This window comes from Antarctobacter jejuensis, from assembly GCF_052266595.1.
In the GTDB taxonomy this organism is placed as follows: Bacteria; Pseudomonadota; Alphaproteobacteria; order Rhodobacterales; family Rhodobacteraceae; genus Antarctobacter; species Antarctobacter jejuensis.
The window spans coordinates 34,197-54,697 of record NZ_JBQQXJ010000005.1 but is presented as its reverse complement, the minus strand read 5'-3'; the positions used below and the strand labels follow the sequence as shown (position 1 = coordinate 54,697).

The window sequence follows — 20,501 nt, the reverse complement described above, 5'->3', positions numbered from 1 at the left end:
TTCAGACCGCCGCCTCGGCGCGCATTTCCGCGATCCGTTCCAGCGCCTCGGCGCGTGTATTGCGGATGTTGGGCCGAAAATCCTGACTTTCAGCGCGCAGGCGAATGTCGGCTTCGGTCTCGGATCCCGGCGCGTAACGTACCGAACCCAGCGAATTGGCAAGGTTCAGCAGCTTGCCCCGGTGGGCGTATCGCACCCAGGCCGCAGGCAGGATCTGCGTGCCTTCGTAGTTGATGAGAAAAAACCATTTGTCGAAGCCGCTGTCGGCGATGCGGGCTTCGATATGGTCGTAAAAGTCATCGACATCGCGCGAGTGGTTGAAGGTGAACCAGCTGAAATCGGCATTCATGACCCGCGACTCCTTGTCAAAGGAGATGCGGTGGAAAAAGTCGTTTTCGGTGTAAGTCGGGTCATGCTGGACCCGCGTGCGGCGTTTCGACGGCAGTTGTCCGATGCGGACCAAAGCGTCGGCGCGGTTGGTGAAGAGGTTGGGGTCGAACGCCTCTGTCAGGGCGGCACGCTCGATCTGGGCGGCGGTTTCAGGCGAGGCATCAAAGCGGACCGAGCCCATGGAATGGGCGTGGTTCAGCGCGCGGCCACGCCGCGCGTAGGCGATCCAGGCATTGCTGTCGATGCGGGTGCCGTTGAGGTTGATGAGAAAGAACCAGAGCTCTTCGCCGGTCTTGGCGATGCGCTCTTCGATGCGGTCGTAGAATTTGTTCACGGTGGCCGAACTGTCGAAATGGAAGTCGGAGAAATCCGCATCCAGAATCTGGCGGTCCTTGTCGAAACGAATCCGGTCATCAAGCGCTGTGGGCACGTCGGGTCTCCTCTCTCTGGTTGTGAGAGGGTAGCCCGGCATCGGCGGCGCACACTTTGTTTCAGATCAAATGCGGGGGAGGGTGGCCTATGAGCGCCTATTTCGACGAGCTTGAGACGCGCAGCCGGGATGCGCGTGAAGCGGCGCAGCTGGAGGCGCTCAACGGGCAATTGGCGCGGGTCGGGCTGGACCCGCTGGAGACGCTGGACGGGCTGTCTGCCCTGCCGGTCCTGCGCAAGTCGGACCTTGTGGCCAGGCAGGCCGCAGAGCCGCCTTTCGGTGGCTTGCCGGTGTCCAATCTGGCGCATGTGTTTCAGAGCCCGGGGCCGATTTATGAACCCGGTGGCATCAGTCATGACTGGTGGCGCATGGGGCGGTTCCTGAATGCCTGCGGGATCGGGCGCGGCGATATCGTGCAGAACTGTTTTGGCTATCACCTGACGCCGGCCGGGATGATCTTTGAATCCGGTGCCCGGGCGGTTGGCGCGGCTGTGCTGCCTGCCGGGACTGGGCAGACCGAATTGCAGGCGCGCGCGGCACATGACGTGGGTGTGACCGCCTATGCGGGTACGCCGGATTACCTCAAGGTGATCGTTGAAAAGGCGGACGAGATGAATCTGCCGCTGAAGATCACGCGCGCCGCTGTGGGCGGCGGGGCGCTTTTTCCGTCGTTGCGGCAGTATTATGCGGATCGGGGCATCCAGTGTCTGCAATGTTATGCCACCGCAGATCTGGGCAATATCGCTTATGAAAGCGCGGCGATGGAGGGGATGATCCTCGATGAGCATGTGATCGTCGAGATCGTCACACCGGGCACCGGGGATCCAGTGGCCGAGGGCGAGGTGGGTGAGGTGGTCGTGACCACGCTGAACCCGGACTATCCGCTGATCCGCTTTGCCACCGGCGATCTGAGCGCGGTGCTGCCGGGCGAATCCCCATGTGGGCGGACCAACATGCGGATCAAGGGCTGGATGGGCCGGGCCGATCAGACGACCAAGATCAAGGGCATGTTCGTCAGGCCCGAACAGGTGGCGCAACTGGTGGCGAAACATTCCGAGATTTCCCGCGCCCGGGTTGTCGCGACGCGGGACGGGGAAAGCGACGTGTTGACCGTACGGATCGAAACCGAGGCTCAGGACGCCTCGGCCTATGACAACAGCGTAGCCGAGGTGCTGAAGCTGAAAGGCAGGGTCGAACTGGTGGCGCCGGGAACCCTGCCGCGCGACGGTCTGGTGATCGAGGACCAGCGCAGCTACGACTGACCTGCCAGATGGGGGCTCTGCCCCCGTCTCCCTGCGGTCGACTCCCCCGAGGGTATCTTCGAAACCAAAGAAGGTCGTGCCGGTGAGGCGTGTATCCCAGGTCGGCGCTTTTCCGCGTGGGACGCGGCCTTGCGCAGAGTGCCGCCACTTTCCCCCTGCGGGCCGCTTGTTCTGGCGCCCCGGCGCGGTAGGCTTGAACCGACAAGAAGATAAGCGGGAGGAAGGTTGATGCGGATTCTGGCAGCGGCGGTGATAGGCGCGGTTCTTGGGACGGCGGCGACGGCCGAGGGCGACGCCTTGGTGATCGGAAACAGCCGGTATTCGGCGGTGCAGACCTTGTTCGGGGCGCAGCGGGTAGCATCGGCGGCGCAGGCCCTTCGCGCCAAGGGATTCGATGTGACAGTGGTGCAGGATGCAGGCGCAAACGAGATGCGCAGCGCCTTTGGTCAATTCGCCGAACAGCTGGACGACGATGGCGGGCCTGTCGTGGTCGTGCTGTCCGGCGCCTTTGTGCATGGTTCGGGCGGGGCTTACCTGTTGCCGGTGTCCGGGGCGGGCTCTGCCAATGAAGCGGACGTGCTGATGAACGGCTTTCCGCTGGACGCTGCGTTGACGATCCTGGCCGGGCATCAGGGGCGGGCGTTCCTGGTGCTGGGGGAGGCGGAGGCGGAACCGGATTTGCCGCGCTATCTATCGGTCGGTGTTGGTGATCTGGATATTCCGCAGGGCGTGACGGTTGTACGCGGGCCGGCGGTGGACGTGGCGCGCTACGCGGTGCGGGATCTTGCCCGCACCGGGCGGTTCGTGCTGCGCGCCGCCCTCGAGTACGAGTTGCAGGTTGACGGCTATGCGCCTGAAACGCAGGTCATCGTCCTGCCGGAAGATGTGACGCCGCCGCGCGGTGCGGTGGAACCGCCGTTTCAGGATACGGCGGCCGCCCGGGCGGCGGACAACGCGGCGTGGCGATTGGCGCAGCAGGCGGATTCGGCAGAGGCCTACCGAACCTATCTTCAAGGCTATCCGCAAGGCGCCCATCTCAACGCGGCGCGTCAGCGCCTGAACGCCCTGAATGCCGAACCATTCTACAGGGAGCGCCGCATCGAAGAGGCCATGGAGCTTGGCCGTGACGACCGACGGGTGATCCAGCGCGCGCTGACGCTTCTTGGCTATGACACGCGGGGGATCGACGGGATCTTTGGCGCGGGTTCGCGCGGGGCGATCCAGCGCTGGCAAAAGGACGCCGGCCTGCCGGTCACCAGCTACCTGAACCCGCTCCAACTCAAGGCGCTGCAACAGCAGGCCGCGGTACGGGCGGCGGAACTTGAAGAAGAGGACCGCAAGAACCGAGAGGCTCGGGAACGGGAAGAAGCGGATTTCTGGCGGCAGGTGAGCGGCCGCGGTCACGAAAGCGGGTTGCGCGAATACCTCAAGCGCTATCCGGAGGGGCGCTTTGCCGATGAGGCGCAGAAAGCGCTGAGCAAGATCGATGGGACGCGGGAACAAAAAGCTGTCGGGAAGGATAAGCGAGCCTGGGCGCAAGCGCGCGATGCCAACACGATCGGCGCCTATCAGGCCTATCTGGGCGACTGGCCGCAGGGTGCGTTCCGGGCCGAGGCCGAGCAGCGAATCGCGGCGCTGCAAAAGGACAGTGAGCGGGTTCGCAACGCCGTTGCCGCGCGCGAGGAAGAGCGCGCCATGAACCTGAACTTTGTGGCCCGGCGGCTGGCCGAACAGCGTTTGCAGCAGCTTGACCTGAACCCGGGTCAGATCGACGGCACGTTTGACGAAAAGACCCGGCGTGCGCTGCGGACCTATCAGGAATCGCGGGGCCTGCGCGTGTCGGGGTATCTGGACGAGCAGACGGTTGTGCGTCTGCTGGCGGATGGGTTCATCGGCATTGATCGCTGAGATCGGAGGGGCTCGACAAAAGAAAACCCCCGCAGGTTTTGACCTGCGGGGGTTTTTTCGTTCGTCATCAGCGTGGAGAGGAAGTCCTCTCCGGCCGGATCAGCCCTGACGCGCCTTGAACCGGCGCTGGGTCTTGTTGATGACGTAAACGCGGCCCTTGCGGCGCACAACGCGGCAGTCGCGATGGCGCTTCTTGAGCGAGCGGAGCGAGTTAGCGACCTTCATGGGGTCTCTCCTGTCGTCGCGGCGCGCGAGCGCCTTGTTGCTGCCAATACCCATTCACCCGAGAGGCACGCCTCCCGGACCGCCGGGTGATGAATTCATGGTGGGCGATACTGGGATCGAACCAGTGACCCCTTCGATGTCAACGAAGTGCTCTACCGCTGAGCTAATCACCCATATGGCCGTTGCAAACCTCCCCCGTCCCGCTAACCGGTGGCGCGGGAGCCTCACGCTGGTGGAGGGTCTATAAATGGCTTCGTGACGGGGATCAAGGGCTTTTGGCGGGCGATTATTTCGGTCTATTCTCTGTGCAAAGGAGACAGAATGCCCACCACGCCATTCCACCTGCACATGCCTGATGAGCTTGCCTCTTGCGTGGTATTTGCCTCTCCGCATTCCGGGTGTGATTACCCTGACAGCTTCCTGCGCACCACGGTGCTGGACAAACACGGCATTCGAACCTCCGAAGATGCCTTTGTGGATGTGCTTTTCGACTGTGCGCCACAGTTTGGCGCGCCCTTGCTGCGCGCATGTGCGCCGCGTGCCTATGTAGACCTGAACCGGGCGGCGGATGAGCTGGATCCGGCGTTGATCGAGGGGATGCGGCGCACCGGGCACAATCCGCGGGTGGCCAGCGGGCTGGGTGTGGTGCCGCGCGTCGTGGCGGGGGGGCGCGCGATTTATCGCGGCAAGCTGTCGCGGCTGGAGGCGGAGCGGCGAATCAACCGGATCTGGCGACCCTACCATGACACCTTGCAGGCGCTGTTGAATGACGCGCATGGACGGTTCGGTGAGGCGATCCTAATCGACTGCCATTCGATGCCGCATGAGGCGCTGGACGGGGCCGTGCGCCACGGCGCGCCCAGACCGGAAGTTGTGATCGGGGACCGCTTTGGCGCCTCTGCCGCGTCGGATGTTGTCGAACGGGTCGAGGCGGCTTTTTCATCCGCCGGATTTGTCGTGGCGCGCAATGCGCCTTTTGCCGGGGCCTTCACGACGCAGCACTATGGACGTCCCTCGCGCCGCCAACATGCGGTACAGGTCGAAATCGACCGATCCCTTTACATGAACGAGGCGCGGATCGTTCCGAACAACCGGTTCGAGGATGTGCGCGCGGCCCTGCGGGGAGTGGTGATTGAACTGGCCGATCTGCGCGCGCGGGGACAGACTCAGGTTGCGGCAGAGTAGGTCAGGACGTCATCGCGAACAGCGCGTCCAGAGCCTGATCGAGTGCAGAGGCGTCATCGATTTCCAGACGTACCGGCAGGGCCAGCACCTCTCGACGAAACTCTGGCGGCAGGCGCACCGCGTCCTTTTCCGTGGTGACCAATTGCGCACCAAGTGCCGTTGCCTCTGACGACAGGCGCGACAGCAGGGCAGGTGTGAACGGCTGATGATCCTCCAGCGCCTCGGCCCGTCTGATGTCAGCGCCAAGACCGCGCAGGGTGGCAAAGAATTTTTCCGGATGGCCGATCCCGGCAAAGGCCAGCGCGGGCAGGCCTTCCCAGTCCATGCCCGTCTGCAGCGGCGCGAGGTGCCCGGTCAGATGCGGTAAGGAAAGACTGGCGCCCCATGTCTCCGCAAAACGGGCCTGCGCCGGTTCCGGGCCGATCGACAGCAGCAGATCGGCGCGCGCCAGACCGGCTTCCAATGGTTCGCGCAAGGGGCCGGCGGGCAGGCAGCGGCCATTGCCGAATCCGGCTACGGCGTCGACCGTGACCACTGTCAGATCCTTGGCCACGTCCGGGTTCTGCATCCCGTCGTCCAGCAGGATGACATCGGCGCCCGCAGCCTCTGCCGCGCGGGCCCCTTCGGCGCGGGCCTTGGACACCCAGGCGGGGCAGAATGCAGCGATGAGAAGTGGCTCATCCCCGGTTTCGGCGGCGGTGTGGTGCCGCGGGTCGACCTGCACCGGGCCATCCAGCGTGCCGCCATATCCGCGAGAGACCACATGCGGGGTCAGCCCGCGTGCGATCAGCCGTTGCGCCAGCGCGATGACGGTGGGGGTCTTGCCGGTGCCACCCGCGTTGATGTTGCCCACGCAGATGACCGGAACGCCGGGTCGGACCTTGGGCGCCCGCGCAACGCGCGCAGCCGTCGCGCGAGCCGTCAGCGCGCCCAGCGGCGCCAGTAGTCGCGCACGCAACGCCGGGCGTTCGGGCGGGGTCTGCCAGAAACGGGGGGGACGCATCAGCTGCTGTCTCTCTGGTCAAGCACGTCGCAGGTTTCGGCCAGAACCCGGTCCACAAGCCGCGCGCCCGATGAAATCACGTCCCAGCCCGCATGCGCCATGCTGGCCGCCTGATCCGGAGCGACGAGATGCGAAACCGCCGTGCCCAGCGAATCGGCATCGCGGACGATCCGCGCGGCACCTGCCGTCACCAACCGGGAATAGGCCGCAAGGTGGCCGCCCACATTGGGGCCATAGAGGATGGCGGTGCCAAGAGCGGCGGCCTCGAACGGGTCCTCGCCGCCGTGGCCCTGATCCAGCGAGCCGCCGATGAAGGCCAGCGGCGCAAGGCGATACCACAGGCCCAGTTCCTCCGGGCCTTCGGTCAGCAGAACCTGCGTGTTCTCGTCCGGGGTTTCGCCCGCGTCCCAGTTGCAGACGCGCATCATGTCACCGGCAAGCACGCGGGTCATCACCTCTGCCGCGGCATCGTCGGCGGGGACGGCAATCAGCAGCAACCGATGGGCTAGGCGGCTGGCCTGACGGTGCGCGGCCAGAACATCGCGCACCTCCTCGGCCCGCAACCGCGCCGCCAGCCAGACGGGCCGCCCCGCCAGCAGTCCGGCCAGTTCCTCGTGCAGGGTTTCGGGGCAATCCAGCGGCATGTCTGTGTCCAGAAACGGCGTGGCATCATGCACCCGTCTGCTATCCACCCCAAGGCGGCGCAGGCGGCGCGAGGCATTGGCATCCGTGCTGTAAAGACTGTGAAACAACGACAGAACCGCAGGTGTGGGATCCGGCAGCCATCGCGGGGCGTCCGCCGCAAACGGTGCATCCTGAAGGTCCAGCGCGATCAGGTGGCTGCCCGATTCGCTGAGCGCGGTCAGCAGGTTGGGGCGCAATGTCTGCCCCACCCACAGGGTCACATCCGGTTTCACGCGCTTGACACCGCGCATATCATCGGTCGCCATTTCGCGTGGCAGCGGAACAGTCGTCAGGCCCGGCCGTTCGGGGCAGCGCCCGCTCAGCCAGACCGTCGTTTCCGGCCGGTTCGCGATCAGACGCGTACACAGGCTGGCCAGTGCGCGCCCCTGTTCGCCGTCCTCGGCAAAGCCCCAGACCAGCGGCCCTCTGGGCCGGTCGGGCCAATTTGGCGCATCGCCCGGGGCGGTGGCGCTGCGCGCATAGGCCAGGTAGGCCGAAAGGCTCAGCGCCCGCCGCGACATGCGATCAGCCCAGTTCCTCGGTCGAGGAGGCCTCTTGCCCCTCTTGCCGCAGGCGATGCAGGTGAGCGATGAAATAGCGCATGTGGGCGTTGTCCACGGTGCGCTGCGCCTCGGCCTTCCAGGCGTTGTAGGCCTCTTGGTAGTTCGGAAAGATGCCAACGATGTGGAGGTCGCCCACATCCTTGAAGACGGTTTTGGTCGGGTCGACGAGTTCGCCGCCGAAAACGAGGTGAAGGCGTTGCATTGGCGCTATCCTCTGCTGTGACGCGTTGCCGGCGACCCTAGCGATACCGCGCACATGGTCAAGGCGCGCGCGTGGCCGTTCCCCTACGACAGGCCATCGAGGGTCACGACTGCGGGGGATGTGCCGTGGATTCGCGCAGGATGAGTTCGGATTGCATCCGGACCGGGGCCGGGCGGTGGCCCGTTTCCAGCCAATGCGCAACGGCTTCGGCGGCTTCACGGCCCATCTCTTCAAGGCTCAACCGGACGCTGGTCAGTCCGGGGCAGGTATGATGAGAGCCGGGCAGGTTTTCGATCCCCATCACGGACATCTGGTGCGGCACGGCGATGCCCCGGCGCGCAAGTGCCGCCAGCGCCCCGTGGGCAATGATATCGGAAAAGCACAGGACAGCGGTACAGGCGGTCCCAGCGTCGATCAGTCGCTCCACGGCGACATGTCCGCCTTCCATCGCAGCGGGCACCTCCAGGTAGCGGATGTTCAACCCGAGTGGTGCGGCATTCAGAACCTCGATCCGGCGCCTGATCCGGTCATTGTGTCGGGCCGGGCCGTGAACGACCGCAATCTCCTTGTGCCCGAGCTCGGCCAGATGGCGGGCCGCGATCATGATGGCCTCTGCATTGTCATAACCGACCGTCGGCAGGCGGTGATCCGGGTCGAAATAGGACACCGCCACCACGGGCATCTGCGCACGTTCCATGAGATCGTAGAGCCCCGTGTCATGGCTGACTCCGGCGACGATCAGCGCCTCGGCCCCGATGTCGACGATCTTGCGCGCGCGGTCCAGTTCGGTGGCGGGATCGTCGCCGGTTTGCGCCACCAGCAGGGACAGCCCGCGGGCGTCCAGACGGTTTTCCAAACCGTTGACAACACGGCTGTAAATCGAGTTGTCCAGCGTCGGCAACAAGGCCGCGACCATGCGGGACCGGCCGCTATTGATGGCGCGGGCCGCGGCGGAGGGCACGAACTTCAGTTCGGCCATCGCATCCTGCACCCTGCGCCGCGTTTCGCCGGAAACCTTGCCCTTGTCGTTGAGAACCCGGCTGACCGTCGCGACAGAGACGCCTGCCAAGGCGGCAACATCGCGCAGGTTCGATCTTTTTTTGAACGGAAAGCTGGTCATGAGGGGAAGTCGGAACCGACTCCTTGACAGGTGTAACTAGTTACATTCACGATGAGCGACGTCAGGTCAAGAGGTGCTCCGGTGCTGATGGCGCACCCCCCGCTGGCCTTCAGCAGTGTCGGCCCCCCGGCGTGCAAGGGCGCGGGCATCAAGGGATGAGCAGAACAACAGACAACTGACTGCATTGACGCCCAGAAGAGGCGCAAATCAACAGAGGAGACGACCATGAACTTCAAGATCAAATCGTTGGGACTTGCGACGGCGTTCAGCGTTCTGGCGCTGCCCGCTTTCGCGGAAAAGGTGAACATCGGCGTGCCGTCCTGGACCGGCGCACAGGCCATTGCATACGTGCTGGGCGAAGTCGTGACCACCCGGATCGGTGGCGAGGTCGAATATGTGCCCGGCAACAACGCCACGATTTTCCAAGCCATGGATCAGGGCAAGGGCGACATCGACGTGCATCCCGATGTCTGGCTGCCGAACCAGGAAAGCTTTACCAAGAAATACGTCGACGGCGCGGGCACCGTCACCCTGTCCAAGAACCCCTATGAGGGCAATCAGGGCTTCTGCGTGTCCAAGGACTTTGGCACCGCAAACAACATCACCGATATCGCGGACCTTGGCCGCCCGGACGTGGCCGCGCTGATGGACAGCGACGGTAACGGCAAGGGGGAATTGTGGATTGGCGCGCCTGGCTGGGCCTCTGCCAACGTGAACGAGGTCAAGGTGCGTGACTACGGCCTTCTGGATTTCATCGAACCGATCCGGGCCGAGGAAAGCGTCAAGACCGCGCGCATCAAGGACTCGATCGCCAAGGGCGAAGGCTATGCCTTCTACTGTTACAAGCCGCACGCGGTCTGGTTCATGTTCGACGTCGAGATGCTGACCGAACCGAGCTACGACCCCGAGAAATACGTGATGGTTCAGCCCTCGGATGACGCCGATTGGTATGACAAGTCGATGGTCGCCTCCAAGGACGCGCTCAAGCAGGTGCAGATCGCATGGTCGAATTCGCTGGCGGATCGCTCACCCGCGATTGCCGAGTTCTTTGCCAATTTCGCCCTGACCGCCGATGACGTCAGCCAACTGGCCTATGAAATCAGCGCAAACGGCCGCGATCCGGCCGAAGTGGCGGCGGAATGGGTTGAAAACAACTCGGACCGTGTCGACACGATGCTGGGTCTCTGACCGGCATTGGGCCTGACAACATGGACGGCAGCGGCCCCGCGCCGCTGTCGACCCGCCAAAGGGGAAGCAGACCTTCATGTGCGCTGACACCGTTATCGAAATCTCGAACATCTGGAAGATATTCGGCAACCGGCCCGAAGAGGCGCTGAAGGCGATCCGCGAACGCGGGCTGACCAAGTCAGAGGTGCTGGCCGAATTCAACGCCGTGGTCGGCGTTGCGGATGTCAGCCTGTCGGTGAACAGGGGCGAGATTTTCTGCGTCATGGGCCTGTCCGGTTCCGGCAAATCCACGCTGGTCCGCCATTTCAACCGGCTGCTGGAACCCACCGCCGGCAAGATCGAGATCGAGGGCGTTGACGTGATGGCCCTTGGCACGCGCGAGTTGCAGGAATTCCGCAACCGCAAGATTGGCATGGTGTTCCAGAACTTCGCGCTGATGCCGCATCGGTCCGTTCTGGACAACGTGGCCCTGCCGCTGGAAATCCGGCAAGTGGCCAAGAATGAGCGCATGCGGCAGGCGGCGGCCATTCTGGATATCGTCGAACTGGGCGCATGGGGATCCAAATTTGCCCACGAACTGTCCGGCGGAATGCAACAGCGCGTCGGCCTTGCCCGTGCGCTGGCCGCGAACCCCGATGTCCTGTTGATGGATGAACCGTTCTCCGCGTTGGACCCGCTGATCCGGCGACAGTTGCAGGATGAATTCATCCGCCTGTCGAAGATCCTGAAAAAGACCACGGTCTTCATCACCCACGATCTGGATGAGGCGGTGCGCATCGGCGACCGCATCGCCATCATGCGCGATGGCAAGGTTGTGCAGGTCGGCACCGCCGAGGATATCGTGATGCACCCGGCGGATGACTATGTGGCTGATTTTGTGGCTGGAATTTCGCGCCTGAAGGTGGTGCATGCCCATGCGGTGATGCAGCCGATCGAGACCTATACAAACGCGCATGGCCCGCTGCCCGCGGACCTGCCGCGCGTCGATGAGGGCGAGACCCTCAGCAACCTGATCAACCGCGCCATCGCCGACGACAAGCCGATCCTCGTTCAGGACAAGGGCGTGGACGTGGGCATCATCACCCGCGCCGACCTGTTGCGCACCGTCATCGAAGGGACCGAGGTATCATGAAGGACAAGGTCCTGAACCCGCTGGAAGATACCGAAAGCGAGGCCGCGCTGGCCTATGCCGAAGAGCGGCGCGAGAACATCCGCACCTTCGTCCGCACCAGCCCGGATTACTACATCCGCAACTTCAACAAGATCGGCGCCTCGGCGCGGTTCACACCCACCTTCAACCTGTTCGCGGGCCTCTTTGGGCCGGTCTGGTTCGGGGCGCGGGGCCTGTGGTCATGGGCGCTGCCCTTCCTGATCCTTGAGGCGCTGGCCATCGTGCAGATCGCGCGCGGCCTGTTCGGAGACCTTGCCGCCAGCGCGATGGAGCGGATCGCATCCATCGAAGGCACGCTGGAACTGCGCAAACAGCAACTGGCGGCCGCCATCGAAAGCGGGTCTGACAGGGCGGATGCCTTTCGCCGCACGGTCGAGGCGCTGGAGGCCAATATCGGCGGCATCCGCGCCGAGGCAGAGGCGCTGGCCGCGCAGGGGCCGACCATCGTGATGACCGGGATCGGTATCCTTCTTCTGACCAAATGTGTCGAGGCGGTGGTTGCCAATTCGGCGTTGGAATCGCGGTTTTCCGACTGGCTGTCGGACCGGTCGATCCGGTCCGGCATGCCGGTGCCGCAGATCGTGTTCAGCGCGATATTCATGGGCCTCGTGGTTCTGGCGGCGGTGCTGCACTACAGCTTTCCGGGGCACTACAGCCTTCTGACCGAATTCCCGACCGACCCGGACATCCGGCTGACCGCCATCGCCTGGGTCGAGGCGTTTTTCAACTGGGCGGTGCTGGGGGGCGAGGCCTTCTTTGACGCCATCACCTATGTGATCCGCGTGGTGCTGGACGCGCTGGAACTGGTCTTTGTCTCGACCCCGTGGATCGTGATCGCCTCGCTGATCATCCTGCTGACATGGCTGACCGCCGGGGTGCGGATGGCGATCTGGTCGGGGGCCTTCCTGGCCTACATGGGCTTTCTCGGCTTTTGGGAAAAGGCGATGACCACGCTGGCGCTGCTGGGAACGGCCGCCTGCCTGTCGATCCTGATCGGCATTCCGCTGGGCATGTTCGCCGCCCGGCGTCCGCGATTCTACGCAGCGATCCAGCCGATCATGGACTTCATGCAGACCATGCCCGCCTTCGTTTTCATGATCCCCGTCATCGCCTTTTTCGGCACCGGAAAACCCGCCGCAGTGGTGGTCACGATGATCTTTGGCGGCACGCCCGTCGTGCGCCTGACGGTGCTGGGGTTGCGCGGCGTGCCCGAAAGCGTGCGCGAGGCGGCGATCAGTTTCGGGGCGAACAAGTGGTATCTGCTGACACGGGTGGACCTGCCGCTGGCCAGTCCCTCGATCCGCGCCGGGATCAACCAGACCATCATGCTGTCGCTGGCCATGGTCGTGGTTGCCTCGCTGATCGGGGCCAAGGGGTTGGGCGAGGACGTGCTGGAGGCGCTGCAATACGCCAACGTGGGGCAGGGGATCCTTGCCGGGTTCTCGATCCTGTTCTGTGCGATGATCCTTGACCGGATCGTGCAGGGCGGGCGTCGCTAAGGGGCGCTACAGCCGCCGGTCCATCAGCGCCGAATGCAGGCGCGGGTTGGCGGCGATCATCCCGTCCGCCTGCGGCACCGGGGCATTGAACCGCAACGGCGCACCGCGCCCGTCGGTGATCTTGGCCCCGGCTTCGGACAGGATCAGCGCGCCCGGCGCGATGTCCCATTCCCATGTCGGGCGAAAGGTGAACATCGCGTCATAGCGCCCCTCGGCCACAAGGCTTTGCCGATAGGCCAGTGAGGGGCGATAACTGCGCTTCAGCGTCGGCAGGCCGCCGGGCCAATGACTAGCGTCAAGGCTGGGCCGGGTGGCCAGCACCTCGGCCTTGGCCGGACGCCCCTCCTGGCTGGCAGAGATCACCGTGCCATTCAGCCGCGCGCCGCCGCCAAGGCTGGCGGAATAGAGCCTGTCCATCAGCGGCAGGTAGACCACCGCAGCCAGAACCTCTCCATGTTCGACCACGGCCAGCGCATGCGCCCATGTGCGCTCGCCCTCGATAAAGGACCGCGTGCCGTCGATCGGGTCGATGATGAAGACCCGCTTGGCCGACAGGCGCTCGGTATCATCCGGGCTTTCCTCGCTCAGCCAGCCATAATGCGGGCGCGCCGCACGCAGCTTTTCCGACAACAGGGCGTTGACCGCCAGATCGGCCTTGGTCACCGGGCTGTTGTCCTGCGCTTTGTGCTGTACGCCAAGATCGCCGCCGACGAAGGCCGTGGCAACCTTGCCTGCCTCGCGCGCGGCCTCGATCAGAAGGGACAGATCACTCGCCGGCAAGGGTCAGCCCCTCGACCAGCAGGGAGGGAACCACGCGGCTCAGCCACGGGCGCGCGTCATTGGCCGGGATCAGCGTTTTCAGCATGTCGCGCAGGTTGCCCGCGATGGTGACGCCGGAAACCGGATAGCTGATCTCTCCGTTCTCGATCCAGAAGCCCGCAGCGCCGCGCGAATAATCGCCGGTGTTGGGGTTGATGGTCGACCCGATCATAGAGGTCACCAACAGGCCGGTTCCCATTTCGCGGATCAGGTCGGCGCGCGATTGCGTTCCTTGCGTCAGTTCAAGGTTCCAGATTGCAGGAGAGACCGATCCGCCGCCGCGCGCGGCATTGGCGGTGCTTTCCATACCCAGCTTGCGCGCATTGGCAAGGTCCAGCGTCCAGCCAGTCAGCACGCCCTTGTCCACCATCGCGCGCTTGCGGGTCTGCAATCCCTCGGCGTCAAACGGGCGGGAGCCTGTCACGCGGGGACGGTGCGGGTCTTCGATCAGGCTCAGGCCTTCGGGCAGCACCTGTTCGCCAAGCGCGCCGCGCAGCCAGGACTGCCCGCGCGCCACCTGCGCGCCATTGGCGGCGGCCGCCAGATGGCCGATCAGCGAAGAGGCGATACGTTCATCGAACAGCACCGGATAGGCGCCGGTCTTGGGCTTGCGCGGGTTCAGCCGCTCCAGCGCGCGGGTGGCAGCACTGTCGCCGATGTCCTGCGCGGTGCGCAGATCACCCTGAAAGATGCGCGAGTCGCCGTCGTAGTCGCGTTCCATCCCCAGCCCCTCACCGGCGATGGCCACGCAGTACAGCCCGCGCGACGTGCGCTGATAACCGCCGCTGAATCCGTTGGAGGCCGCCAGCGCGATGTTCTGACGGCTGTATTGCGCGGCGGCGCTGTCGATGCGGGTGATGCCGTCATGGGACAGCGCAGCGGCCTCGGCCTCACGCGCGTCTTGTTCCAGCGCGGCGGGCGAAGGTTCCGCCGTGGGATCATGCAGTTCCAGCGGTCCGGCGTCGCGGTCCGTGGCCAGTTGCGCAGGATCCGCCAACCCGGCGTAGGGATCCTCGGGGGCTTCGCGTGCCATCGCCACCGCGCGCGCAGCCATCTCATCCATTGCCTCGGAACGGATGTCGGAACCGGAAATGCTCGCATTCCGCTGACCGACAAAGACCCGCAGCGACAGGTCGCGATATTCGCTCCGCTCGGCCTGTTCCAATTGACCGCCGCGCACGTCGATGGACAGGGATGTCGCCTCGACCGCCAGCACATCCGCGGCGTCCGCACCGGCCTTCGATGCGGCATCAAGCAGGGCGGCGGCAAGTGTCTGCGGAGTGGTGTCTGTCATGGTGGCCTCGGGTCTGTTGCCAGACCGAGGTAAGCCGCCCTGACGGCAGAGGCAAGGCCGGGGGGTATCAGCGCGCCGGTTCGGTGACCGCCACGATGGGGCCCATGCGACGGCCAAAATCGTCCCGTCCGATCTGCGGCGCATAGAGGCGCGAAATATTGCCATCCAGGAACAGCGCGTTCGGCACCTTCAGCACGTCGCGAAAAAACCGTCCGAATTCATGGAAGGTGACGAAATTCTGCGAAATGACAAAGACCGCGCGCTGCCCGTCCGCAGAGGTGCCGACGCCGTTGCGGATATAGCGTGACGTCGAATCCGGCAAAAAGCGCGGATGCAGCGCGCCCTCGATCACCAGCATCGGACCGGATTGCGTGGCATGGCGGCACCGCGGACGGTCCGCCAGGAAACTGCGCGTTTCAATGACCCGCGCCCAGCCTTTTCCGATGCAGAAGATCCCGTTCGGCAGCAGTCCGAAATTGCCTTTCGACGGGCCGGACAGCACCCGCATCTCTTCCTGGCCGTCTTCTAGGTAATGGCCGACCGGAGAGCGGTCCTCGTGGTACATGCCTGCATTCATCGCAAAGACCAGCCGCTGACCGTCATCCGCCAGTTGCGATTCCAGCACGCTGAAATGGCCGTAAGGCGTGCCATTTTCGTCGGTGCGGAACAGGCGCAGGCTCTCTGACGTCGCGTCGACTTCGCAGACGGTGAAAACCTTGCCGTCATGGGTCGCGTCCTCACAGGTGACGGCGCGCGCCTGCGGCGGCGAACCGGCGGCGATCAGCAGGGCAAGACAGGTGGCAAACAGGCGCATCGGATCAGTCGTCGAGGTCGCGGCGCACGGCGTCATCGGACAACATGCGGCGGGTGTCGTCGAGCTGGTCAAAGGTCTTGTCCAGCTGGAACCGCAGTTCGGGCGCGAACTTCAGCGTCAGACCGCGCGATACGGCGCGGCGCAATTCGGCCTTGTTGCGATCCAGCAGGTCGAACATGTCGTCCTGCTGCTTGCCGCCCAAGGGCACCACATAGGCGGTCGCGACCCTGAGATCGGGCGAGACCGTGACCTCACCCACGGTGATCGACATCCGGTTCAGGTCCGGGTCGTGAATGTCACCACGTTGCAGCACCTCTGACAGGGTGCGTCGGATCAGCTCGGCGACCCGGCGCTGACGTTGGCTTGGCCCGTGGCCATCATGGAATTTGTTGCGTGCCATGGGATGAGACTTACGCTTCGGATCGCGGTTTGCCAAGCAGTCCGCAGGGGGCGTGCAATCGGTTGTGAATGACGGTAACACGGGCACTGGATCGTCAGGAGGCAAGGGCATGACGGAGAATTACGGCGTTGTCGTGACAGGGGTTTCGGGCCGCATGGGTCAGATGCTGGTCAAAATGATCGGCGAACATGAGCGCCTGCACCTGTGCGGTGCGCTGGAACGGCCCGGCCATGACTGGATCGGGCAGGACCTCGGGCTTGCCATGGGCGGTGCGGCGCTGGGCGTCATGGTCTCGGACGACCCGCTCGAGGCCTTTGCCCGCGCCCATGCTGTCATCGATTTCACAGCGCCCGCCGCCACGGTCGCCTTTGCCGAACTGGCCGCGCAGGCGCGGGTGGTGCATGTGATCGGCACAACCGGGCTGAGCGAGGACGACCTGCACAAGATCTCTCTGGCCGCGCGCCACGCGATCGTCGTGCGGGCAGGTAACATGAGCCTTGGGGTCAACCTTCTGACGCAGGTGACGAAACAGGTGGCCGCCGCGCTGGACGTGGATTGGGACATCGAGATCATCGAGTCCCATCACAACCGCAAGGTCGATGCCCCCTCGGGCACCGCGCTGATGCTGGGCGAGGCGGCGGCCGAAGGGCGTGGCGTGGCGCTGGACGACGTGTCGGACCGTGGCCGCGACGGCATCACCGGCGCGCGCAAGAAGGGCGACATCGGGTTTCATGCCGTCCGTGGCGGCGACATCGTCGGCGAACACGAGGTGCTTTTTGCCACTGCGGGAGAGCGGATCGTGCTGAAGCACATCGCCTCGGACCGGGCGTTGTTTGCGCGCGGCGCGCTGAAGGCCGCTGTCTGGGGACAGGACAAGGGGCCGGGCGAATATGACATGCTGGACGTGCTGGGCCTGAAATAACCCCTGCGTCTGCAGGTCGCTTCAGGCTCACCAAGGCAAAGGTCCAGGGCTTAGAAGTCGATGGCGATGCCCTTCTTTTCCCAATCGCCGTAGCGAACCGGTTCCGGGCCATCGCGCCCGCCCAATTCCCTGGGCTGCGCCTTGGCGTCCGCCTCGGCCTTGGCGCGGCGTTCGGCGGCTTCGGCAAGGGCGCGCTGGGCGGCGGGCGGAAGATCGGATTTGGGCGCGTCGGTCATCGGGCTTTCCTCAACTTGTCCCCCCTGATATACGCCCGCCGGTTCACGGGGCAAGCCCGCCCCCTGCCGCAGGTATCGAGGTCCGCCCCATGTCCAATGCCCCCAGTCCGGCCCGTCTTGCTGCTGTCGATCTGCTCGACCAGGTGCTGGAGCAGGGGCGTCCCCTGTCCGAAAGCGACCGGCTGGAGGCCCTGCAACCCGCCGACCGGGCGGCCGCTCAGCGATTGGCCAACGAAACCCTGCGCGGGCTGGAACGCGCGGACAAGCTGTTGAAGCCGCATCTGCGGAAACGCCCTGCACCCCGGGTCCACAACATCCTGCGGCTGGGCACGGTGGAGCTGTGTACCGGAGGCGCCGCGCACGGCGTGGTCAGTGACTGTGTCGAGATCGCCGCCGCGGGCAAACGCACGCAGGGCGCCAAGGGGCTGATCAACGCGGTCTTGCGCAAGGTCGCGGCGGAGGGGCCGCAGGCTTGGGACAAGCTGCGCATCCCGCGCCTGCCGAAATGGCTGCGCGCGCCCCTGGTCGAGGCATGGGGCCCGCAGGCCGTTGCCAACATGGAGCGTGTGCATTTCGAAGGGGCGCCGCTGGACCTGACGACAAAGCCCGGGGCGCAGACCCCTGACGGGGAGATTTTGCCGACCGGGTCCGTGCGGTTGCGTCAGGCAGGACAGGTCAGCGCCTTGCCCGGCTTTGCAGAGGGGGATTGGTGGGTGCAGGATGCCGCCGCCGCCTTGCCGGCAAAGCTGCTGGGCGATGTGGCGGGCCTGAAGGTTCTGGACATGTGCGCCGCGCCCGGAGGCAAGACCCTGCAACTGGCGGCGGGCGGCGCGGATGTGACCGCGCTGGACCTGTCGGAGGCGCGTCTGGCGCGGGTGCAGGAGAACCTTGACCGCACCGGGTTGAAGGCGCGGCTGGTGGCGGGCGACGCGCTGGACCATCGCGGTCAATACGATGCCGTCCTGCTGGACGCGCCCTGTTCGGCCACCGGCACCATCCGCCGCCACCCCGACCTGCCCCATGCCCACCAGGGAGAGCGCATTTCGGAATTGATCGGCCTGCAGGAGGCGCTGCTGGATCATGCCCTGCAACTGCTGAAACCGGGCGGTCGGCTAGTCTTTGCCACCTGTTCGCTGATCCCCGACGAAGGCGAATGCCAGATCGACGAGGCCCTGCTGCGCCATCCGGACCTGAAGGTTCTGCCGTTGGATTTCCCCTGGATCGAGGACGGCTGGCGATCGGAAGAGGGCGGTTTGCGCCTGCGGCCCGATTTCTGGGCGCACCGCGGCGGGCTCGACGGGTTTTACATGGCGCTGTTGCAGCGTGGTTAACTCTTGGGTGACTTTGCAGCGGGTCCGATATATCCTGCCTGCAACAAGCCCGGAACGGGCGACCCCGAGGTCGAGCTCAGAGCACAGGATATGTCCACGGCGCGAAACTGGCGGACTGCGCACGCGCGCATGATGAACCGCATGCAGGCCCGCATGGCGGCCCGGACTCGTCCGGCCGAGGGTTTCGTGTCGCAGCCCGAACCGCGCACCGTCGGGTTCTTTGCCCGGGGACGGCAGATGATCGCCGGGAACCTGATGTTCGCCGGCCACCTGGTCGAGGCGGAAGGGCGCTCGATCTGGGCCATCGACGGCCCCGATTCGGCCTTCGAAGAGGAAATCCACGGGTTCGCCTGGCTGGACGATCTGGCCGCGGTCGGGGACTCCAAGGCGCGCGTCCTTGCGCAGGAGTGGCTGTGGGACTGGATCCGTCGCTATGGCCGCGGTTCCGGCCCGGCCTGGACGCCGGAACTGACCGGACGGCGGATCATCCGCTGGATTCACCACGCACTGTTTCTCTTGCGCGGGCGCAACGCCGACGACAGCGAGAAATTCTACGCCGCCCTTGCCGCCCAGACCCGTTTTCTGGCCAAGCGCGCCCATGTGGCCGCACCCGGTCTTCCCCGGTTCGAGGCGATGACCGGACTGCTGTACGCCGGATTGTCCCTGCAGGGGATGGAGGCGCATATCGCCCCGGCCCGAGAGGCGCTGGGCGCAGATTGCACCCGTCAGGTGGATGCGCATGGCGGCATCCCGACCCGCAACCCCGAAGAACTGCTGGAGGTCTTTACCCTGCTGACATGGGCGCAATCCGCCCTGCGCGAGGCCGATCTGGAACCCGAAGCGGCCCATACAGAGGCCATCGGCCGGATTGCCCCGACCCTGCGCACCCTGCGTCATGCGGATGGCGGGCTGGCGCGGTTCCATGGCGGCGGTCGCGGGTTGGAAGGGCGGCTGGACCGGGCGCTTGCAGCGTCTGGCAACAAGAAACGGCAGGCCGACGGGCTGGCCATGGGCTTTGCCCGGCTGTCGGCCCTGCGCACCTCTGTCATTGTTGATGCAGCCCCGCCGCCTGCAGGCGCGGCCAGCGCCCGCGCCCATGCCTCGACACTGGCGTTCGAGCTGACCTCGGGCCGCCGTCCGCTGATCGTCAACTGCGGGTCCGGCGGCGGCTTTGGCGAGGAATGGCGACGGGCAGGCCGCGCCACGCCGTCACACTCCACTCTGTGCCTGCAGGGCTATTCCTCGGCCCGGCTGGCCGCGCCGCGCTGGGTCGGCGATGCCCGGCGCGAGTTGCTGGAAGATACGCCGCGCCACGTCCCGATCCAAATGAGCCACCTGCCCGAAGCACTGCGATTCGAAGGCGGGCATGACGGTTATGTCACCGTGCAGGGCCTCACCCACGCGCGCAGTCTGGAACTCTCGCTGGACGGGCGCACGCTGAAGGGGGAGGACTACCTCGTCGCGCTCGACGGGCCGTCGAAGAAACGGTTCGACCGGTCGATGGACGCCATGAAACTGGCGGGCTTGCCGTTCGAGGTGCGTTTTCACCTCCACCCCGAGGTCGATGTCGCGCTGGACATGGGCGGGACGGCGGTCTCGATGGCGCTGCGGTCGGGCGAAATCTGGGTGTTTCGCGTTGATGGGGCGGTCGAAGTGACGCTGGAACCCTCGGTTTACCTTGAAAAAGGGCGTCTTCAGCCACGTGCGACGAAGCAAATCGTTTTATCCGGCCGCGCAATGCAGTATGCGACCCGCGTCCGCTGGACGCTGGCCAAGGCGCAAGAGACGGCATTCGCCGTCCGTGACCTTGCCCGTGACGAAGTGGACATGGCCGTCTGAGCGGTCCTTGCCGATA

20 protein-coding genes and 1 tRNA gene are annotated in these 20,501 nt (G+C 65.2%); 9 read left to right on the top strand and 12 right to left on the bottom strand.

The genetic code is table 11. The features are described from left to right. Position 1 precedes the first annotated feature (1 nt). Entirely contained in the window at positions 2 to 820 is an 819-nt protein-coding gene (locus ACTXGA_RS08690) for a hypothetical protein (RefSeq protein ID WP_443392759.1), read from the bottom strand. Between the two features lie 89 nt (positions 821 to 909). Here ACTXGA_RS08690 and ACTXGA_RS08685 point away from each other — a divergent pair, with 89 nt between their 5' ends. After that, positions 910 to 2,082, top strand: a complete 1,173-nt coding sequence (locus ACTXGA_RS08685; protein ID WP_443392758.1) for a phenylacetate--CoA ligase family protein — start codon at positions 910 to 912, stop codon at positions 2,080 to 2,082. 228 nt (positions 2,083 to 2,310) lie between these two features. Continuing rightward, positions 2,311 to 3,990 carry a peptidoglycan-binding domain-containing protein gene (locus tag ACTXGA_RS08680; protein WP_443392757.1) on the top strand — a complete coding sequence of 560 codons (1,680 nt, stop codon included), beginning with the start codon at positions 2,311 to 2,313 and terminating at the stop codon, positions 3,988 to 3,990. Positions 3,991 to 4,089: 99 nt separating this feature from the next. Here ACTXGA_RS08680 and ykgO read toward each other — a convergent pair whose 3' ends face one another. Further along, the gene (ykgO, locus tag ACTXGA_RS08675) at positions 4,090 to 4,215 is read right to left on the bottom strand and encodes a type B 50S ribosomal protein L36 (protein WP_007792261.1); all 126 of its coding nucleotides are present in this window, start codon (positions 4,213 to 4,215) and stop codon (positions 4,090 to 4,092) included. Positions 4,216 to 4,313: 98 nt separating this feature from the next. Beyond that, positions 4,314 to 4,388, bottom strand: a tRNA-Val gene (locus tag ACTXGA_RS08670). Between the two features lie 148 nt (positions 4,389 to 4,536). Between ACTXGA_RS08670 and ACTXGA_RS08665 the strand changes: the two genes are divergently transcribed. Next, complete coding sequence (locus ACTXGA_RS08665) at positions 4,537 to 5,400, top strand: N-formylglutamate amidohydrolase (RefSeq protein WP_443392756.1); 864 nt, start codon at positions 4,537 to 4,539, stop codon at positions 5,398 to 5,400. Position 5,401: 1 nt separating this feature from the next. On the opposite strand, the gene lpxK is transcribed toward ACTXGA_RS08665, so the two are convergent. The 4 genes from lpxK to ACTXGA_RS08645 form a co-directional block, all read right to left on the bottom strand. Next, a complete protein-coding gene (gene lpxK / locus ACTXGA_RS08660) occupies positions 5,402 to 6,403 on the bottom strand; it encodes a tetraacyldisaccharide 4'-kinase (RefSeq protein WP_443392755.1) in 1,002 nt (333 codons plus the stop codon). After that, positions 6,403 to 7,608, bottom strand: a complete 1,206-nt coding sequence (locus tag ACTXGA_RS08655; RefSeq protein WP_443392754.1) for a 3-deoxy-D-manno-octulosonic acid transferase — start codon at positions 7,606 to 7,608, stop codon at positions 6,403 to 6,405. Before ACTXGA_RS08655 ends, lpxK begins: the two co-directional genes overlap by 1 nt. Positions 7,609 to 7,612: 4 nt before the next feature. Next, positions 7,613 to 7,852 carry a DUF4170 domain-containing protein gene (locus ACTXGA_RS08650; RefSeq protein ID WP_443392753.1) on the bottom strand — a complete coding sequence of 80 codons (240 nt, stop codon included), beginning with the start codon at positions 7,850 to 7,852 and terminating at the stop codon, positions 7,613 to 7,615. A gap of 103 nt (positions 7,853 to 7,955) precedes the next feature. Continuing rightward, entirely contained in the window at positions 7,956 to 8,972 is a 1,017-nt protein-coding gene (locus ACTXGA_RS08645) for a LacI family DNA-binding transcriptional regulator (protein ID WP_443392752.1), read from the bottom strand. Positions 8,973 to 9,197: 225 nt separating this feature from the next. Here ACTXGA_RS08645 and ACTXGA_RS08640 point away from each other — a divergent pair, with 225 nt between their 5' ends. The 3 genes from ACTXGA_RS08640 to ACTXGA_RS08630 all read left to right on the top strand — a co-directional run bounded on the left by ACTXGA_RS08640 (position 9,198) and on the right by ACTXGA_RS08630 (position 12,830). Beyond that, entirely contained in the window at positions 9,198 to 10,160 is a 963-nt protein-coding gene (locus ACTXGA_RS08640; protein WP_443392751.1) for an ABC transporter substrate-binding protein, read from the top strand. Between the two features lie 76 nt (positions 10,161 to 10,236). Further along, positions 10,237 to 11,292 (top strand): quaternary amine ABC transporter ATP-binding protein, encoded by a 1,056-nt coding sequence (locus tag ACTXGA_RS08635; protein ID WP_443392750.1) that lies wholly within the window; start codon positions 10,237 to 10,239, stop codon positions 11,290 to 11,292. Further along, the gene (locus ACTXGA_RS08630; protein ID WP_443392749.1) at positions 11,289 to 12,830 is read left to right on the top strand and encodes an ABC transporter permease subunit; all 1,542 of its coding nucleotides are present in this window, start codon (positions 11,289 to 11,291) and stop codon (positions 12,828 to 12,830) included. Before ACTXGA_RS08635 ends, ACTXGA_RS08630 begins: the two co-directional genes overlap by 4 nt. Before the next feature lie 6 nt (positions 12,831 to 12,836). Here ACTXGA_RS08630 and ACTXGA_RS08625 read toward each other — a convergent pair whose 3' ends face one another. The 4 genes from ACTXGA_RS08625 to rbfA form a co-directional block, all read right to left on the bottom strand. Then, positions 12,837 to 13,610, bottom strand: coding sequence for a 3'(2'),5'-bisphosphate nucleotidase CysQ (locus tag ACTXGA_RS08625; protein ID WP_443392748.1), 774 nt, complete (start codon positions 13,608 to 13,610; stop codon positions 12,837 to 12,839). Then, entirely contained in the window at positions 13,597 to 14,943 is a 1,347-nt protein-coding gene (locus ACTXGA_RS08620; protein WP_443392747.1) for a TldD/PmbA family protein, read from the bottom strand. The genes ACTXGA_RS08625 and ACTXGA_RS08620 overlap by 14 nt, the downstream gene beginning before the upstream one ends. A gap of 67 nt (positions 14,944 to 15,010) precedes the next feature. Then, entirely contained in the window at positions 15,011 to 15,757 is a 747-nt protein-coding gene (locus tag ACTXGA_RS08615) for a phosphodiester glycosidase family protein (protein WP_443393137.1), read from the bottom strand. A 4-nt stretch (positions 15,758 to 15,761) separates the two neighbouring features. After that, positions 15,762 to 16,157 (bottom strand): 30S ribosome-binding factor RbfA, encoded by a 396-nt coding sequence (gene rbfA, locus ACTXGA_RS08610; RefSeq protein WP_443392746.1) that lies wholly within the window; start codon positions 16,155 to 16,157, stop codon positions 15,762 to 15,764. Between the two features lie 109 nt (positions 16,158 to 16,266). Between rbfA and dapB the strand changes: the two genes are divergently transcribed. Further along, a complete protein-coding gene (gene dapB / locus ACTXGA_RS08605; protein WP_443392745.1) occupies positions 16,267 to 17,079 on the top strand; it encodes a 4-hydroxy-tetrahydrodipicolinate reductase in 813 nt (270 codons plus the stop codon). 50 nt (positions 17,080 to 17,129) lie between these two features. On the opposite strand, the gene ACTXGA_RS08600 is transcribed toward dapB, so the two are convergent. Continuing rightward, positions 17,130 to 17,315, bottom strand: a complete 186-nt coding sequence (locus ACTXGA_RS08600) for a DUF1674 domain-containing protein (protein ID WP_443392744.1) — start codon at positions 17,313 to 17,315, stop codon at positions 17,130 to 17,132. An 89-nt stretch (positions 17,316 to 17,404) separates the two neighbouring features. Between ACTXGA_RS08600 and ACTXGA_RS08595 the strand changes: the two genes are divergently transcribed. Together ACTXGA_RS08595 and ACTXGA_RS08590 are read left to right on the top strand one after the other, a co-directional pair. Further along, positions 17,405 to 18,646 (top strand): RsmB/NOP family class I SAM-dependent RNA methyltransferase, encoded by a 1,242-nt coding sequence (locus tag ACTXGA_RS08595; RefSeq protein ID WP_443392743.1) that lies wholly within the window; start codon positions 17,405 to 17,407, stop codon positions 18,644 to 18,646. A 90-nt stretch (positions 18,647 to 18,736) separates the two neighbouring features. Continuing rightward, entirely contained in the window at positions 18,737 to 20,485 is a 1,749-nt protein-coding gene (locus ACTXGA_RS08590; RefSeq protein WP_443392742.1) for a heparinase II/III family protein, read from the top strand. The last annotated feature ends 16 nt before the right edge of the window (positions 20,486 to 20,501 follow it).